General features: G+C 62.9%; 15 protein-coding genes and 1 riboswitch. Of the genes, 10 read left to right on the top strand and 5 right to left on the bottom strand.

The features are described from left to right. Positions 1-22 precede the first annotated feature (22 nt). The gene (locus ACQY7X_RS14895; protein ID WP_428246202.1) at positions 23-1,114 is read right to left on the bottom strand and encodes a cyclase family protein; all 1,092 of its coding nucleotides are present in this window, start codon (positions 1,112-1,114) and stop codon (positions 23-25) included. Continuing rightward, the gene (locus tag ACQY7X_RS14890; protein ID WP_428246201.1) at positions 1,095-1,637 is read right to left on the bottom strand and encodes a DUF962 domain-containing protein; all 543 of its coding nucleotides are present in this window, start codon (positions 1,635-1,637) and stop codon (positions 1,095-1,097) included. Before ACQY7X_RS14890 ends, ACQY7X_RS14895 begins: the two co-directional genes overlap by 20 nt. A gap of 176 nt (positions 1,638-1,813) precedes the next feature. Next, positions 1,814-1,923: riboswitch (glycine riboswitch) on the top strand. Between the two features lie 164 nt (positions 1,924-2,087). On the opposite strand from ACQY7X_RS14890, the gene gcvT reads away from it, so the two are divergent. From gcvT to ACQY7X_RS14860, 6 genes are all read left to right on the top strand, one after another. After that, entirely contained in the window at positions 2,088-3,218 is a 1,131-nt protein-coding gene (gene gcvT, locus ACQY7X_RS14885; RefSeq protein ID WP_428246200.1) for a glycine cleavage system aminomethyltransferase GcvT, read from the top strand. Positions 3,219-3,225: 7 nt separating this feature from the next. Then, positions 3,226-3,600: a glycine cleavage system protein GcvH gene (gcvH, locus tag ACQY7X_RS14880; RefSeq protein WP_428246199.1), complete on the top strand. Its 375-nt coding sequence runs from the start codon at positions 3,226-3,228 to the stop codon at positions 3,598-3,600. A 10-nt stretch (positions 3,601-3,610) separates the two neighbouring features. Next, positions 3,611-4,951 (top strand): aminomethyl-transferring glycine dehydrogenase subunit GcvPA, encoded by a 1,341-nt coding sequence (gcvPA, locus tag ACQY7X_RS14875; RefSeq protein WP_428246198.1) that lies wholly within the window; start codon positions 3,611-3,613, stop codon positions 4,949-4,951. Continuing rightward, positions 4,951-6,510, top strand: a complete 1,560-nt coding sequence (gene gcvPB, locus ACQY7X_RS14870; RefSeq protein ID WP_428246197.1) for an aminomethyl-transferring glycine dehydrogenase subunit GcvPB — start codon at positions 4,951-4,953, stop codon at positions 6,508-6,510. The genes gcvPA and gcvPB overlap by 1 nt, the downstream gene beginning before the upstream one ends. Positions 6,511-6,552: 42 nt before the next feature. Further along, positions 6,553-7,056 carry a Panacea domain-containing protein gene (locus ACQY7X_RS14865; protein WP_428246196.1) on the top strand — a complete coding sequence of 168 codons (504 nt, stop codon included), beginning with the start codon at positions 6,553-6,555 and terminating at the stop codon, positions 7,054-7,056. A 105-nt stretch (positions 7,057-7,161) separates the two neighbouring features. After that, entirely contained in the window at positions 7,162-7,887 is a 726-nt protein-coding gene (locus tag ACQY7X_RS14860) for a hypothetical protein (protein ID WP_428246195.1), read from the top strand. 11 nt (positions 7,888-7,898) lie between these two features. Here the strand turns inward: ACQY7X_RS14860 and ACQY7X_RS14855 are convergent, their stop codons facing one another. Both ACQY7X_RS14855 and ACQY7X_RS14850 read right to left on the bottom strand, forming a co-directional pair. Next, a complete protein-coding gene (locus ACQY7X_RS14855) occupies positions 7,899-9,401 on the bottom strand; it encodes an AAA family ATPase (RefSeq protein ID WP_428246194.1) in 1,503 nt (500 codons plus the stop codon). A gap of 106 nt (positions 9,402-9,507) precedes the next feature. Beyond that, positions 9,508-9,687 carry a DUF1328 family protein gene (locus ACQY7X_RS14850; RefSeq protein WP_428246193.1) on the bottom strand — a complete coding sequence of 60 codons (180 nt, stop codon included), beginning with the start codon at positions 9,685-9,687 and terminating at the stop codon, positions 9,508-9,510. A gap of 234 nt (positions 9,688-9,921) precedes the next feature. Here ACQY7X_RS14850 and ACQY7X_RS14845 point away from each other — a divergent pair, with 234 nt between their 5' ends. Next, positions 9,922-11,007 (top strand): WD40 repeat domain-containing protein, encoded by a 1,086-nt coding sequence (locus ACQY7X_RS14845; protein ID WP_428246192.1) that lies wholly within the window; start codon positions 9,922-9,924, stop codon positions 11,005-11,007. Between the two features lie 36 nt (positions 11,008-11,043). Here ACQY7X_RS14845 and ubiG read toward each other — a convergent pair whose 3' ends face one another. Continuing rightward, positions 11,044-11,802 (bottom strand): bifunctional 2-polyprenyl-6-hydroxyphenol methylase/3-demethylubiquinol 3-O-methyltransferase UbiG, encoded by a 759-nt coding sequence (gene ubiG / locus ACQY7X_RS14840; protein WP_428246191.1) that lies wholly within the window; start codon positions 11,800-11,802, stop codon positions 11,044-11,046. Positions 11,803-11,987: 185 nt separating this feature from the next. Between ubiG and ACQY7X_RS14835 the strand changes: the two genes are divergently transcribed. From ACQY7X_RS14835 to ACQY7X_RS14825, 3 genes are all read left to right on the top strand, one after another. Further along, positions 11,988-13,208: an aspartate kinase gene (locus tag ACQY7X_RS14835; protein ID WP_428246190.1), complete on the top strand. Its 1,221-nt coding sequence runs from the start codon at positions 11,988-11,990 to the stop codon at positions 13,206-13,208. A 99-nt stretch (positions 13,209-13,307) separates the two neighbouring features. Beyond that, positions 13,308-15,575, top strand: coding sequence for a phosphoenolpyruvate--protein phosphotransferase (ptsP, locus tag ACQY7X_RS14830; protein ID WP_428246189.1), 2,268 nt, complete (start codon positions 13,308-13,310; stop codon positions 15,573-15,575). A 156-nt stretch (positions 15,576-15,731) separates the two neighbouring features. Further along, on the top strand, positions 15,732-16,856 hold the full coding sequence (locus ACQY7X_RS14825; RefSeq protein ID WP_428246188.1) for a helix-turn-helix domain-containing protein: 1,125 nt from the start codon (positions 15,732-15,734) through the stop codon (positions 16,854-16,856). Positions 16,857-16,902: the final 46 nt, after the last annotated feature.

Here is a 16,902-nt window from a genome sequence, read left to right as displayed (position 1 = left end):
CACAACCTACACTGTGGCCGCTTTATACCGTGGCGATGGGCGTCACCGGCGAGCCGACCGCGCCGGTCAGCCTGAGCGGCGGCGCCGTGAGCAGGAAGCGGCTGCGGCCCACCGCCTTGAGCCAGGCGGCGAGTTCGGAGAGATACCAGATTTCACCGAGCGGCACGCCGAGCTTGAACAGGCAATGTTCATGCAACGGCAAGGCGGCATGGCTGCCCTCGCTGGCCGACACATCCTTGGCCGGCAAGCCCTCGACGGCGTAATTATCGGCGATCAGCGCCGCAACGCCGCTGTCGCTGATCCAGTTCAGCAGCCTGCCATCGCGGCCATCGATCACGGCATTGGAATTCTCCAGCCGCTGGCGGTCGGGCCTCGCCTGCATGCTCAGCAGCGTATCGCCGAAGCCGGTATAGAGGCAGAGCATGTCGCCGCTTTCGATTTCGGCGCGCTGCGTTTCCATGGCACGCATCAGGATGTCATAGCCGACCCAGCTGCGCGCCTCGCCCACCAGATCGAACAGGTTGACCAGCACGCCGCGCCCCTGCACGCCATGCCTGGCAAAATTCTCGACACCGAGCGCCTTCACGCCGGGTTGTTCGAACCGGTCCGGCCTCGGCTCGCCGCCATGGTCGATGGCTTCCGGGATTTCCACGCCGCCGCGATAGCCATTGTAGAAACACGGCTCCGGCACGCCATCGCCATCGGCATCAAACATCTGGCCAGCATGGGCGAAGCTGTCCCATTGCGTGGAGTATTGCAGGTAGATCAGCGCCAGGTCGTCGCACATCACATCATTGTGGCGCACATCATAGAGCGACAGGCGATGCACCATGTTAGCGCGGTCGCCGCGCCCGGTGGCGAACAGGCGCGGTGGGAAGCGGCGCGGATTGAGCAGATTACCGCCGGGATATTCCAGCGGCAGGGAGAGGCAGAAGCGCCGCCCCTCGCGCACCTCGGCGATACCCTGGAGGGTCTTTTCAGCCGTGATCAGATTCAGCCGGCCGATCTGATCGTCCGGGCCGAAATCACCCCAGGTCGACCCTTCGGGCCGACGCGTCCAGCGCGGGTTCACACCAGCCTCGCTTTTCTGGAACTCAATGCGCAGCAGCAGCACGTTCCTGCATCGCACCCACCGAGTAATGCTGCCAGCGCGCTTCCACCGCTTCATGCAGTTCCGGCTTGAGGCCGGCGGCGAATGCGGTTTCGGCCACCAGGAACATCGGGCCGATCAGCGCCTGCAACAGATTATCGGCCAGCGCCGGGCGGCGGCCCTCGAAGGCATGGCCGACAAGCTGGAAAATCCAGCCGCCGACAAAGGCCAGCGCGAAAACGCTCCAGCCGATCATGCTGCCCATCATGGCGATCTGATGCGCGGCAACCAGCAGCGCCAGACTGACCAGCAGCATGAGGAAGCCGAACAGGCGGTCGAGCCAGAGATAGAACAGGCCGGTCACGGCCCAGAGCAGCACCGCGCCGGTGAGCGGCAGACCGGCAACACTGCCGAGGTTGATCCAGGCCAGCGGGACGAACAGTGCAAAGACAATGGCGGGGATGCCGATGAAATGAGTGGCGCGGTTGCGCGCATCGCGGTGATAGGCGGAATACATCGCCATCTGCTCGACGAAGAACGGATTCATCTGGCCCTCCCGGCTCATTCTTTCCCGCCAGCACCGAGTCGGCACCGGCAGCTTGTGTATAACTCAAGCCTAACCTGCCGTTTTTGCCTGTCAACCCGGGTTTTCCCCAGGCTTTTCGCAGCGCGGGGCGAAAGGGTTTGACTCGATTGCCCGCCTGCCTATGCTCGGGCCATCGCTTAGATCCCGCGGGAGAGCCGTTGGCGGGTCCAGAGATGGAACCCGAGCCCGACGCGCCGAAGGAGCAACCGCCCCGGAAACTCTCAGGCCGAAGGACCGTGGGATCATTGCGAGGCTCTGGAAAGCGGCAACAGGCACAAGCCTGCGGCCCACCGACGGAGTAAGTCGGCTCTCCTTACGGAAAGCAGGCGAATCTCTCAGGTCCACGGACAGAGGGGGCGCAGACGGGCGAAAGCCCGCTGCCGTACCGACTCTTTATATCCGTGGGGACCCGTGGCGACTTCTGGCGCAGATACCGAAAACCTCAAATTCACGCCGCTCAACGCGCTGCACAAGGAATTGGGCGGCAAGATGGTGCCCTTCGCCGGCTATGAAATGCCGGTGCAGTATCCCACCGGCATCCTCACCGAGCACAAGCATACCCGCGCCGCTGCCGGCCTGTTCGACGTATCGCATATGGGCCAGGTGCGCATTACCCCCAAGACTCCGGGCGCCGATCCCGCCAAGTCACTGGAGCGGCTGGTGCCGGGTGACCTGGTGGCGCTGGAAGTGGGCCGCATGCGCTACACGGTGTTCACCAACGATGCCGCCGGCATCCTCGACGATCTGATGGTGAACAAGCGCGCCAATGACCTGTTCGTCATCGTCAACGCCGCGTGTAAAGAGCAAGACGTCGCGCTGCTTACAAGCGGCCTGCCCGATTGCACTGTCGAATACCTGCCCGATCTGGCCCTGCTGGCGTTGCAAGGACCCGAAGCGGTAGCGGTGCTCAGCCGCCTCAACGGGGCCGTGAGCGAGCTGCAATTCGGCCAGGGCGCGGAAATCAAGCTCGGACCGCATGCCTGCTTCGTCACCCGCTCGGGCTATACCGGCGAAGATGGCTGCGAAATCTCGATTGCAGCCAGCGAGGCGGAAGCCTTCGCACGCTGGCTGCTGAGCCAGCCGGAAGTGAAGCCCATCGGCCTGGGTGCGCGCGACAGCCTGCGGCTCGAAGCGGGCTTGTGCCTTTACGGCCATGACATCGACACGGCGACGACCCCGATCGAGGCCGGGCTGAACTGGACGATTTCGAAGCGCCGCCGCGCCGAGGGTGGCTATCCCGGCGCCGCCATCGTGCAGCAGCAACTGGCCAGTGGTGTGACGCGCAAGCGTGTCGGCATCCAGCCGGAAGGCCGCGCCCCGGCCCGCGAAGGCGTCGACGTGCTCAATGCCGATGGCGCCAAGATCGGTGTCATCACCTCGGGTGGCTTCGGCCCCAGCGTCGATGCGCCGGTCGCCATGGGCTATGTCGAAACCGCCTTTGCCGCCGCCGGTACGCCGGTGCAATTGCTGGTACGCGGCAAGCCGCTGCCGGCCAAGATCGTAACCCTGCCCTTCATCACCAAGCGCTACGCCAAAGCCTGAGGAAACCATGCCCACTATCCGCTACACCAAGGACCATGAATGGATCGCCGTTGACGGCAGCACCGGCACCGTAGGCATCACCGATTACGCCCAGAGCCAGCTTGGCGATGTGGTGTTCGTTGAATTGCCGCAGCCGGGCCGCAAGGTGGATGCCGGCGGCGAGATTGCCGTGGTTGAATCCGTGAAGGCGGCGAGCGAAATCTTCGCCCCCGTGGGCGGCAGCGTCACCGAGAGCAACAGCGCGCTGGAAGCCGATCCGGCGCTGGTGAATTCGGCCGCCGAAACCGATGCCTGGTTCTTCAAGCTGACCATCGCCAATGCCGCCGAGCTTGATGGCCTGATGGACCGCGCCGCCTACGACGCCTATCTCAAGACCCTCTGAAGGATCGCTTATGCGCTATCTTGGTCAGACCGCAGCCGACCGCCGCGCCATGCTGGCGGCAATCGGCGTTGATGATATCGATGCCTTGTTCAAGGATGTGCCGCCCGAGGCACTGAACCCGGAAATCGACCTGCCGCCACATCGCGGCGAACTGGAAGTGGAGCGCCATGTGGCGGCGCTGGCGGCGAAGAATCTCTCGCCCGCCGATGCGCCCTGTTTCCTCGGCGCCGGCGCCTATCGCCACCATATCCCGGCCGCCGCCGACCATCTGATCCAGCGCAGCGAATTCCTTACCTCCTACACGCCGTATCAGCCCGAGATCGCCCAGGGCACGCTGCAATACCTGTTTGAATTCCAGACCCAGGTGGCGCTGATCACCGGCATGGATGTGGCCAATGCCTCGCTCTATGACGGTGCCACCGCCTGCGGCGAAGCCGTGCTGATGGCGCAGCGCGTCACCAAGCGGCACAAGGCGGTGCTGTCCGGCGGCCTGCATCCGCATTACCGCGATGTCGTCACCACGCTGCTGCAACAGACCGACCAGCCCTTCACCGCCGCACCGATGGATGTGGATGGCACGGAAGACCTGACGGCGCTGATCGATGACCAGACCGCCTGCGTGGTGGTGCAGAACCCGTCGCTGTTCGGCCATGTGCGCGACCTCACGGCCTTGTCCAAGGCCTGCCAGACCAAGGGCGTGCTGCTGGTGGTGGCGGTGAGCGAAGTGGTATCACTCGGCCTGATCACGCCGCCGGGCGAAATGGGCGCCGATATCGTGGTGGCGGAAGGCCAGAGCATCGGCGTGCCGCTGAGCTTCGGCGGACCCTATGTCGGCCTGTTCGCGGCGAAGGAGAAATTCCTGCGCCAGATGCCGGGCCGGCTCTGCGGCGAGACCGTGGACCAGGACGGCAAGCGCGGCTTCGTGCTCACGCTTTCGGCGCGCGAGCAGCATATCCGCCGCGAGAAGGCGACCTCGAATATCTGCACCAATTCCGGCCTCTGCGCGCTGGCCTTCACCATCCACCTGAGCCTACTCGGCGAGGCCGGGCTGGTACGGCTGGCGGAGATCAATCACGGCAAGGCGGTTGAACTCGCCGAGCGCCTGGACGGCCTGAAGGGTGCCAAAGTGTTGAACCAGGCGTTCTTCAACGAATTCACCCTGCGCCTGCCCAAGCCGGCGAAGCAGGTGGTGGAAGCACTGGCGGCCAAGGGCATCCTTGGCGGGGTGCCGGCCTCCAGGCTGTGGCCCGACGAACCGGAGGCAGAGAACCTGCTGCTGCTTGCCGCCACCGAGACCAACACGGATGAAGATGTCGAGGCGCTGGTTGCGGCGCTTGAGGAGGTGCTGTGATGCTGAACCGCCAGGGACGCCCCACCACGCCGAATGCCACGAATGAAACCGGCCAGCTTGCGACGATTGGCGGTCATCGCGGCCTCGACCATGAAGAACCGCTGATCTTCGAGCAGGGCGAGGAAGGCCGCTGCGGCGTCGATCTGCCGGAAGCGCCTGCCGTGACCCAGCGCCTCGGCGGCCTGCGCCGCAAAGGCGCGATCGGTCTGCCGGGCCTCTCCGAGCCGCAGGTGATCCGCCATTTCGTGCGCCTGAGCCGCAAGAACTACGCCATCGACATGGGCGTGTTCCCGCTCGGCTCCTGCACCATGAAGCATAACCCGCGCCTGAATGAGAAGCTGGCGCGCTGGAAGGGCCTGGGCGACTTGCATCCGATGCAGCCGGTCAGCACCGTGCAGGGCGCGCTGCAATTGATCGCCGAACTGGCCGACTGGCTGAAATGCCTCACCGGCATGCCGGCGGTAGCGATGAGCCCCGCTGCCGGCGCCCATGGCGAACTCTGCGGCCTGATGGCTATTCGTGCCGCCCTGATCGCGCGCGGCGATGCCCGCAAGCGCATCCTGGCACCTGAATCCGCGCATGGCACCAATCCCGCCACGGCGGCGATGTGCGGCTACGAAGTCGATCCGATCCCGGCGACCGCCGATGGCCGCGTCGACCTTGAGGCGCTGAAGGCCAAGCTCGGCCCGGATGTGGCGGCGATCATGCTGACCAATCCGAATACCTGCGGCCTGTTCGAGCGCGAGATCAAGCAGGTGGCCGACCTGATCCATGGCGTTGGCGGCTTCTTCTATTGCGATGGCGCCAATTTCAACGCCATCGTCGGCAAGGTGCGGCCGGGCGATCTCGGCATCGATGCCATGCATATCAACCTGCACAAGACCTTCTCGACGCCGCATGGTGGCGGCGGCCCCGGCTCGGGTCCGGTGGTGCTGTCGAAGGCGCTGATGGATTTCGTGCCGCTGCCCTATGTGATGCTGACCCAGGCCGGCTACAAGCTGGTGGAAATCGACATGAGCGGCACCAGCTTCGGCCGCATGAAGGCATTCCACGGCCAGATGGGCATGTTCATCCGCGCGCTGGCCTACATGCTCAGCCATGGCGGCGACGGCCTCAAGCGCGTGGCGGAAGATGCAGTGCTGGCGGCCAATTATGTGATGGCGACCTGCGGCGACGTGATGAGCCCGGCCTTTGAAGGCCCCTGCATGCACGAAGCCCTGTTCGACGATGCTTTCTTGAAGGATACCGGCGTCACCACGCTGGATTTCGCCAAGGCACTGATCGACGAGGGCTATCACCCGATGACCGTCTACTTCCCGCTGGTGGTGCATGGCGCGCTGCTGGTGGAGCCGACGGAATCGGAAAGCAAGGATGCGCTGGATCACTTCATCGGCGTGCTGCGCGGCTTGGCCGAGCGTGCCCGCGCGGGCGGCAACGCGGAATACTTCCAGGGTGCGCCACGCCTAACACCGCGCCGCCGCCTGGACGAAACCCAGGCCGCGCGCAAGCCGGTGCTGCGCTGGAAGCCGGCGCCCGATACCAAGGCGGCGGCGGAGTGAAGGGTCAGTAGGAAACAGGGGGGCTGGGGATAATTGGAGCCAATGACACACGATAGTCGTGCGATAGCAAACTTTCTGTTAGATGACGCAGATCGAAAAAATCTGCGCCTTTCTAATCTTGTTATATTGAAAATTTTATACTTTTCGCACGCGACGTATTTGCTTGAGCACAATAAATCTCTTTTAAGGGACGACTTTGAGGCTTGGGAACATGGCCCTGTTATTCGCATCGTCTATGAGAATTTTAAAAGCTGGAAAGATCGGCCCATCAAATCTCGTGCGAAGCGTATCAATTTTGACACCGGAGAAAACGAGGCTGTCGCCTATACGTTAGATAGCGAGGAAACGTCTTTTCTCAAAAAGATGCTCGATACCTATGTCAAAATCCCGCCGTTTGTTCTTTCTGAAATGTCACATGAGAAAGGGGGGCCGTGGGATTACGTTTGGAATCAACCTGACGGAAGAACCCATCTAGGCATGGTAATCACCGATTCGATCATCAGGGCAAAATTTATGCCTCAGATGGACCGGAAGTGCCTTATTTAGAATCAATAGCTTATCTATTATTTTTGTGGATTTACAACTATGACTCCACAAAATACCTGATCCAACGTATATCTGGCATAGGAACAAAAGCTGGATATCCTTGTGATGGCCGACATCAACATTCCCCCAGATTTTGATTTGCCCACTCTCATGAACGGCACCCTTCATTCCGCCAAAGTTGGACTGGAGGGCTTCAATCTCAAGTCTCCAGGGCCATTTAGCTATGACCCTACGCGAGATAACTGTCCCAGAATTGCGAAGGGTAATTTCACTGAAGCGCAAATTCGCCAATTCTGCGAAAATATTCGCCCACCATCAGGACAGGCCCCAAACTTTGCAGCCTCGAGATTGTTGCTGGGTTTGGAGAAACCAAAAGATTTGGTGGTTATTCCACTTACTGCGCGCAAGATTTTTATGCGGCCTGATGTTGGCTTTCCCGTGCGGCCGCAGATTGCTTATCGTGATCAGTCTGGAGCCAAACGCATTCTGATACTCCAGCCACGCGAAAGCCACGACTACACACTAGATGCGTACGGTTTGGTGGCCTCAATGGTCCGCTATGCATATGCAAAAGATGATCTGGAAGGCGCCATTGTGGAAATTGTCGATTTGCAGATTCCGTATGGTAGCACCGAGCGGAAACTGCGGAAGTTCCTTTCATCAGAGTTGCCTCTGGTAAGTAATGAGGAAATCCGTGAGAGGTTCGACATAATCGTTCAGGCCTACGACATACTTAAAGCGGAAGGATTTGTGAGAAAGGCAAGCCCTCCCCGTAAGTTTTACAGGGATGATAAAACAATTGAGATGTTTCCAGACGCACCGAAATTCTAGCGTCAGCATCATCAATCCAGATTGAGCCGTGCGGCGGCCTGGGCAGCCAGGTCGCCGCTACCATGTTCGGCATTGAGATGCAGCCAGTCGGCTGGCGGCTCGATCACATCGGCCTGGAAGCGCACCACATCTGGCGTGGCATCCGAGGCATCTCCGCGCCGCGCGGCCACGCGCTGGCAGAGCAGATCGGTGCCGCCATCAAGCCACAGGCCGCGGAACACGGCGTTGCAGTGCAGTGCCAGCCTGGCCGCGGCTTCGCGCTCTGACTGCTTGCCAAATACCGCATCCAGGATCACCGGCACGCCAGCGGTAAGCAATTGCCGCGCATGTTCCAACATGGCGGCATAGACCCGCATGCTGGCCTGCGGTGTGTAGCTTTCCGGCGAGAGCCGGGTGGCAGGCGCAACACCGGCGAGCCGCTTGCGCAGCACATCGGAGCGCAGCACCACGGCGCCGCAGACGGCATCGAAGCGCGGCGCCAGCGCGCGGGCCAGCGTGGTCTTGCCGGTGCCGGAACGGCCACCGATGGCGAGCAGCACAGGCGTTGCCGGGCGCAGCACGCGCCGCGCCAGCGCCAGATAGCGCCGCGCCTCGGGCCATTGTTTCGGCTGCAACCCGGTGACATGGGCGCGGATCGCGGCACGCAGCGAGATATAGAGCGGCAGCAGCGGCAGCGCGCCGTCATCGCCGCTCTGCTCCAGGTAGCGGTTCAGCGCCCGGTTGGCGAGATCGACACGGTTATGCGCCAGCAGGTCCATCAGCAGGAAGGCGATATCGTAGGCGGTATCGGTGCGCGCCAATGCGGCATCGAATTCCAGGCAATCGAACAGTACAGGCTTGCCATCCAGCAGGCAGATGTTGCGCAGATGCAGGTCGCCATGGCCGTGGCGGACGCGGCCTTCGGCGCTGCGGCGTGCCAGCGGCAGGGCCAGGCGCGACAAGGCCGCCTCGGTTTCCTGGCGCAGGTCGGCCACGGCACTATCCGGAAGCACTTCCGGGGCCAGCCGTGCGAAGCTTTCATTATTCATCGCCGCCACGCGCCGCACCGCCCGCAAGGCATCATCCTCCAGCGGCGGCAGGGTGGCATGGAAACCGGCAATGGCTTCCGCCGTGGCCTCGATCAGCGCCGGGGTGAGCGTGCCGGCGGCAAGCTGGCGGTCGAGCGTCGCGTCATCCTTGAAGCGGCGCATCTCCACCAGCCACTCAATGGCATCGCCCGGCTCCACATCGCGCGGCGCCATGTGCAGCCGGCCCTGGCCATCGCGGAGCACGGCACGCAGGCCGAGATAGAGCGCCGGCGCGGTGCGGCGGTTCAGCGCAAGTTCCTGCCGCGCGGCTTCATGGCGCTTTGCCAGGGTGGAGAAATCGACATAGGGGAGTTGCACGGCCCGCTTCAGCTTGTAGACGCGGTCACCGCAGAGATAGAGCCGGGAGATATGGGTCTCGACAGTTCGTTCGAGAGATGGCTCGGTGAACAGGCGGTCGAGGTCGGGCGGGTTTGGCTGGATGCGCATGGGGGCAGTCTACGCCCCGAAAATGACCCCGCCTTGACCCAGGACAAATTGCCCGGGCCAAGGCGGGGCCGTTTCACGGGAAACCGGCTTTACGGCAGCGCCCGATTTACGGCAGGGGCGGACGGCGGCCACTCAGCAGGCTCATCACCAAGGTAACGAAAAAGATTACCAGGAAGACGAAGAACAGGATCTGGGCGATGCTGGAGGCGGCGGCGGCGATGCCGCCGAAGCCGAACAGGGCGGCCACCATGGCCAGAACGAAGAATACGACAGCCCAATACAGCATGATCTTTCTCCTTGTTTCAGGGATCGACCAGTCCATCGGAACGCCGCAATGGGGCAAGGATACGGGGAAAGCAGGGCATTTCCGCCCTATAGGTTAACCCGGCCAGAGTGTGTTTCACGTGAAACACCTAGGGAACGACAAGAGTGTTTCACGTGAAACACTCCGCGAACACGACAATCAGGAAACGCGATTCCAGGCGAGACAGCACACCAATAGCGCCGCTAGACTGCCGCTATGCCGCTGCTGCGCCTTATGCTCGTCCTGTTGTTAGCCTGCGCCGCGCCGACGGCCTGGGCGCAGTCCTCAGCTAAGCCACCCGCGCTAAAACTCGTTGCTACCATCCCCCATGAGCAAATTGCCGACATGTCTTGGAGCGTGGATGGCCGGCATTTGGCCACTTCGGGGCTGCTTAGCATTGAAAAACGAATATTGGGAGCAAAGATACTCCCCACCATTGCCGTATGGGAGGTGTCTGGGAAGAAGCTGGTAAAGGCCTACACAAAAAACGGCCCCTACACAGATGTAACTCTGATCGGAACGCAGCCTCTGGTCTTGGGATATCTGCCGACAACGCCGGATTGGAATGGCTCCGTTGCCTTTTCCATATGGGATGCAAAGTCGGGCGCTTTGTACCGGCATGTATATGGGCCGACCCCAATAGACGACCCACACGCTCTTCAGAAAAACGCTCCGCGTTCCCTATCGTACAGCTATGCCGGAAACCGCATAGCGGCCGCCCATGTCGGAGGCAAAGATATCTTCTTATACAATGCGGTGGATGGATCTCGCGAAGATATCATCAATACCGACGTGCTTGCTCATAGTGTCTCGCTTAGTCGTGACGGCAGCCTGTTGGCTTTCGGCCAGCAAAGTCGCCAAATCATCATCCAGCTTCCATCGAAGCAGCAGCTCGCAAGTTTCTATCCGTTTGATACTGGATCAAGTGGCACCGCATGGAGTCCCGATGGGAAAAGAGTAGCCTTCATAAAAAACTATTTGTCAGGCATCAAGGCGTCGGCGCATTCAGACATTAAAGTCTATAATGCGGCAACAGGTGAACTCCTGCATGACTATATTGGTGATTTTTCCGGTGCGGCCGTTGTTGGGTCTCGACAGACAATAGCCTGGAGTTTTGATGGGCGCTTCATTATCACCAGCACGTCTGACGGTGTGATTCGGCTCTGGCGTGCTGATCGGCCTGAACTATTGATGGAAGTGCTTCGAGAAAAGGGACTGGGAAGCGCCATTGCCCTTTCGCCCGTGGCGAATTTACTCGCTATAGCAGGGCGCAGCTCGGTACGGATTTATGAAATCAAGTAAACAAGCCGATGGGAATCTTGTAGGTGTGCCTAGCCTTCAGCGTTTCTCGGCGACCATGAGATAGTTCACATCGGTGTCGCGGCTGATGGTCCAGCGTTCGGAAAGCGGTGCATAGCTGGCGCCGGCGACCTGGGTAACGCTAAGTGAGGCATCGCGCAGCAGTTTGGCCAGCTCGTGGGGTTTTAGGAATTTTTTCCAATCATGGGTGCCGGCGGGCAGCCAGCGCAGGATGTATTCGGCGCCGACGATGGCGAGCGCATAGGCCTTGGGTGTGCGGTTCAGGGTCGCCGCCACGAGCAATCCGCCCGGATACCCGGCGGCGGGCGGCTTGAGCATCTGCCCCAGCGCGCGGCAGAAGCCGGCCGGATCGGCGACATGCTCCACCACTTCCAGCGCCAGGATCACGTCGAAACGCTCGCCCGCCGCCACCAGTTCCTCGGCAGCCGTGCAGCGATAGTCGATTTCCAGGCCGGATTCGGCAGCATGGTGGCGGGCGACGCCGATATTCTTCTCCGAAGCATCGACGCCGACCACGCTGGCGCCGAGCCGAGCCATCGGTTCCGAGACCAGGCCGCCGCCGCAGCCGATATCCAGCAGCCGCAAGCCGCTGAGCGGCGAGTCACCCAGGGGATCCAGGCCGAAATGCCCGGCCACGGCATCGCGCACGAAGCCGAGCCGCACCGGATTGAACTTGTGCAGCGGACGGAAACTTCCCACCGGATTCCACCACTCGGCGGAAAGCGCGGAAAACCGCTCTATTTCGGCTGGATCGACACTGGCGGCCTGGACACTCATGGCGGTAACTTTATCTCGCCTCTCGGCTTGCTTAAACAGACGGCGCAAGCGTATTAATACGCGCCTTTTTCCGGCCCCTTCCCGTCTCCGTTTACGCTGCCCTGTCAGGGGCTTCGGCGCGGCAACGGACGGGTCAGCCGGCGGCAGGCGCAGTCTATAACGGAACCAGACACAGGACGAGCCGCATGGCGCGCTTGGTGATGAAATTCGGCGGCACCTCGGTCGGCTCGGTGGAGCGGATCAAGAATGTCGCGCAAAAAGTGAAGCGCGAAGTCGAGGCCGGCCATCAGGTGGCGGTGGTGGTCTCCGCCATGTCGGGCGAAACCAACAAGCTGGTGGACCTGTGCAAGGCCATCGACCCGGTGCATGACCAGCGCGAATACGACGTGGTGGTGGCCTCCGGCGAACAGGTGACCACCGGCCTGCTCAGCATCGCGCTGCAGGCGGCGGGCGTGAAGGCGCGTTCCTGGCAGGGCTGGCAGATTCCGATCCGCACCAACGGCATGCATGGCCGGGCGCGCATCGAGAGCATCGAGGCCGAACGCCTGCTGGCCGACATGGCCGGCGGCACCGTGGCCGTGGTGGCCGGGTTCCAGGGCATGGGCCCGGAAGACCGCGTCGCCACTCTGGGCCGGGGCGGCTCGGATACCTCGGCGGTGGCTCTGGCCGCAGCCTTGCAGGCCGACCGCTGCGATATCTATACCGATGTGGACGGCGTCTATACCGCCGATCCGCGCATCGTGAAAAAAGCGCGCAAACTCGATAAGATCACCTACGAGGAGATGCTGGAGTTGGCGTCGCTGGGCGCCAAGGTGCTGCAGACCCGCTCGGTCGAGATGGCGATGAACCATCGGGTGCGCACGCAGGTTCTGTCGAGCTTTGCCGATCAGCCCGGCACGCTCGTTGTGGATGAGGAAGAGATCGTGGAAAAGCAGATCGTATCGGGTGTCACCTATTCCGCCGACGAGGCCAAGATCACGCTGATCGGCGTGGCTGACCGCCCGGGCATCGCGGCCTCGATCTTCGGCCCGCTGTCGGATGCCGGCATCAATGTCGACATGATCGTGCAAAACATCTCGGAAGACGGCAAGAAGACCGACATGACCTTCACGCTGGGCCGTGCCGATCTCGACCGCGCCGTGGCGCAGCTTGAGAAGATGAAGGGCCAGCTCGACTGGGCCAAGCTGGTGCCGGACAAGAATGTGGTGAAGGTGAGCGTGGTGGGCGTGGGCATGCGCAGCCATGCCGGCGTGGCGCATACGATGTTCAAGGCCCTGGCCGACAAGGGCATCAACATCCAGGCGATCACCACGTCTGAAATCAAGGTCAGCGTGCTGCTTGCCGCCGACTATACGGAACTGGCGGTGCGCTCGCTGCACACCGCTTTCGGTCTCGACGCCGAGTAATATCGCGCCGGACCATGCAGGGGGCTGGATGTATTTTGGGGGCGACGCCAGGCCGACCGGAGTGATCCGGACGGGCGATCGGGACCGGGGAGACCCGGCATGATCGCGCGTGCTCCATCGCCAGGCCCCCGTGGCCTGCTGCGCCGCCTGCGCGAGATCATGGCGGAGGCCGGCAGCGTCGATGAACGCCTGGCCCGCGTGGTGCGCTCCATCGCCGCCAACATGGTGGCGGAAGTCTGCTCAGTCTACCTGCTGCGCAACGACGAGCTGGAACTTTACGCCACCGAAGGTCTGAACCCGGAAGCAATCCACAAGACGCGGCTGAAGGTCGGCGAAGGCCTTGTCGGCGATATCGCCGCCCATGCCCGCCCGCTGGCGCTGGCGGATGCGCAGAACCACCCACAATTCGCCTATAAGCCGGAAACCGGCGAAGAGATCTATCATTCGCTGCTTGGCGTGCCGTTGCAGCGCGACGCGCGCGTGATCGGCGTGCTGGTGGTGCAGAACAAGACCCGCACCCAGTATTCCGAGGAAGAAGTCGAAGTCCTCGAAACCATTTCGATGGTACTGGCCGAGATGGTGGCCTCGGGCCAGCTGGTCGGCGCCGACGATGCCCCCGTGCTGGCGCGTGCTCCGTCGCTGCCGTTCCGCGCCGATGGCCGCGTGCTGTCCGAGGGCCTGGCCATCGGCCAGGCGGTGCTGCACGAGCCGCGCATCCAGATCACCAAGACCATCGCCGACGATATTCCGCTGGAAAAGAGCCGGCTGGATGCCGCCGTTGCCTCGATGCGCGACCAGGTGAACCAGATGCTGGACGCGCCGGACGACGACATCGTCGGCGAGAGCCGCGATGTGCTGGAAACCTATAAGATGTTCGCGCATGACACCGGCTGGCTGGCCAAGCTGCACGGCGCGGTGGAATCCGGCCTCACAGCGGAAGCAGCCGTGCTGCGCGTGCAGGGCGATACGCGCCACCGCATGCAGGCGATCACCGATCCGTATCTGCGCGAACGCCTGGCCGATCTCGACGATCTGGCCAACCGCCTGCTGCTGCATCTCTCGGGCAAGACCGCGCGTTCGGTGGCGGAGAACCTGCCCGATAACGGCATCCTGTTCGCCAAGGCGATGGGTCCGGCGGAATTGCTGGACTATGACCGCCGCAAGCTGCAGGCGCTGGTGCTGGAGGAAGGCACATCCAGCAGCCATGTCGCCATCGTGGCGCGCGCGCTGGGCATCCCGGTGATCGGGGGCATCGGCGGCGCCATTGCCCGCGTCGAGCCGGGCGACCAGGTGGTGGTGGATGGCGACCATGCGCAGATTTTCGTACGCCCCGGCCCTGATGTGGTGCGCGCCTTCGAGCAGAGCCTGCATCTGCGCCAGGCACGGCTGGCGAAATATGCCGCCCAGCGCGACGAGCCGCCGGTCACCCGTGACGGCAAGCGCATCGCATTGCTGGTCAATGCCGGCCTGCTGATCGACCTGGCGCATCTGGACGAGACCAATGCCGATGGCATCGGGCTGTACCGCACCGAATTGCAGTTCCTGGTGCGCCCGACAATGCCGAAGGCCGATGCGCAGGAACAGATCTACCGCCGCGTGATCGAGCATGCCGGCGAGCGCCCGGTGGTGTTCCGCACGCTGGATGTCGGCGGCGACAAGGTGCTGCCCTATCTCGCCAAGCATCCGGAAGAAAATCCGGCCATGGGCTGGCGCGCCATCCGCATCGCGCTGGACCGCCCGGCTCTGCTGAAGGTGCAACTGCGCGCCATGTTGCAGGCGGCGGAAGGCCGCGTGCTGCATGTGATGTTCCCGATGATTGCCGAGGTGGACGAATTCCGCCGCGCGCGCAAGATGCTGGACCGCGAAGTGGCGCGGCTGAAAGCACTGAAGCGCCCGGTGCCGCGCGATGTGAAGGTCGGCACCATGCTGGAAGTGCCGGCCCTGGCCTGGCAGTTGCCCGCCCTGCTGCCGCTGGTCGATTTCGTCTCGGTCGGTTCCAACGACCTGATGCAGTTCCTGTTCGCCACCGACCGCGGCAATCCGCGCATGATGGATCGCTACGATCCGCTCAGCCCCAGCATGGTCAGCTTCCTGCGCTGGGTGGTGCAGCAATGCAAAACCTACGAGAAGCCGCTCACCATGTGCGGCGAGATGGGCAGCCGACCTTTGGAAGCCATGGCGCTGCTCGGCCTCGGCTTCGAACGGCTGTCGATGCCGGCCAATGCCATCGGCCCGGTGAAAGAGATGCTCCGTAGCCTGGATGTTCTCTCGCTTGCGGAATTTTTGGAGGGCCTCTACTATCTGCCCGACCACAGCCTGCGTGCACGATTAGAAGAATTTGCACGCGAAAACGGTGTGATAGTTTAAATAATCCGCTCCGCTATTGGCAGTTGTGAATCGAGCCGAAAGTTTTCTTTTCGTTCGATTACGGTGACCGTTTGAAGGAATACGGTCGCCTGTAAAAGCGTGATGCGGTGAGTAAGGCAGTGAGTTGAAGTGTTGCGGAAGGGGATCAAGCCCGTCATGAGCGCAGAAGCCGGAGACAAGCCGGCCGCTTCTACTGCCGGCCCCTATGAGGGCGTCGGCAACAGCCTGAAGATCGTCCGCGAGCGGCAGGGATTGTCGCTCGTCGACGTGGCTGCGCGCACCCGCATCCGCCGCCAGCATCTCGATGCCATCGAAGGCGGCCGCTTCACCGAACTGCCCGGCCCGATCTACATCACCGGCTTCCTGCGCACCTATGCCGAAACGCTCGGCCTCGATCCCGAACAGGTGGTGCAGAATTTCCAGTCTGAAAGCGACATCGCGCGCCAGCGCAAGGAACTGGTGTTCCCGATGCCGCGCCCGGAACAGCGCACGCCGCGCCTGCTGCTGGTGCTGCTGGCGCTGATCGTCGCCATCGGCGCCTATGCCGTGTGGTATCGTTATCAGGAAACCTTCCGCAGCGGCGCCGAACTGGTGAAGGCCGTGCCCGGCCGCCTTGCCGATCTGGTACCGCCGCCAACCCCGATCATGGCCGCGCCACGCCCGGCACCCACACCGGCTGCACCGGCGGCGGCCGCAACAGCCAGCGCATCAGTTCCTGCGCCCGCGCCAACACCCAGTGCATCGCCTGCCACAGCCGTGACGGCGCCTGTCATGGCAACCGCGCCGGCTGCACCGGTTCCGCCGGCACCTGTTCCGGCAACACCAGCCCCGGCTGCTTCACCGGTACCGGCCACTTCGCCAGCCGCGACGCCTGCCCCGCCCCCTACCCCGGCCCCTGCTCCAGTGGTGGCTGCCGCGCCTGCGGTGCCAGTGCCGGCGCCCGTGCCGGCCTCGGCAACGGCTGCGGTGTCAACGCCGCCCGCCACCAGCACGGCGCGCTTCGGTGGCGATCCTGGCCGCGTGGTGATCAAGGCCGATGCGCAAAGCTGGGTGCAGGTGCGCGGGCCGAATAACGAGCCATTGTTCACCCGGCTGATGGCGGCGGGGGAAACCTATGCCGTGCCGGGCCGCGAGGGCCTGACCTTGGCCACCGGCAATGCCGGCGGCATCCTGCTCACCCTGGATGGCAAGGCCCTGCCGCGCTTAGGCGATACCGGCGAGGTGAAACGCGGTGTGACACTGGATGCCGAGGGGCTGAAAACCGCCCTGAAAGTAGAGTAGCTGCCATCTGAAAATCGGGTAGCCGCCGTTGCCTCCGGCGCCAAAA

The sequence above is a fragment of the Ferrovibrio sp. genome (assembly GCF_965278975.1).
Lineage (GTDB): Bacteria > Pseudomonadota > Alphaproteobacteria > Ferrovibrionales > Ferrovibrionaceae > Ferrovibrio.
The sequence above is the reverse complement of the archived record's forward strand: the minus strand, read 5'-3'. Positions and strand labels throughout refer to the sequence as shown.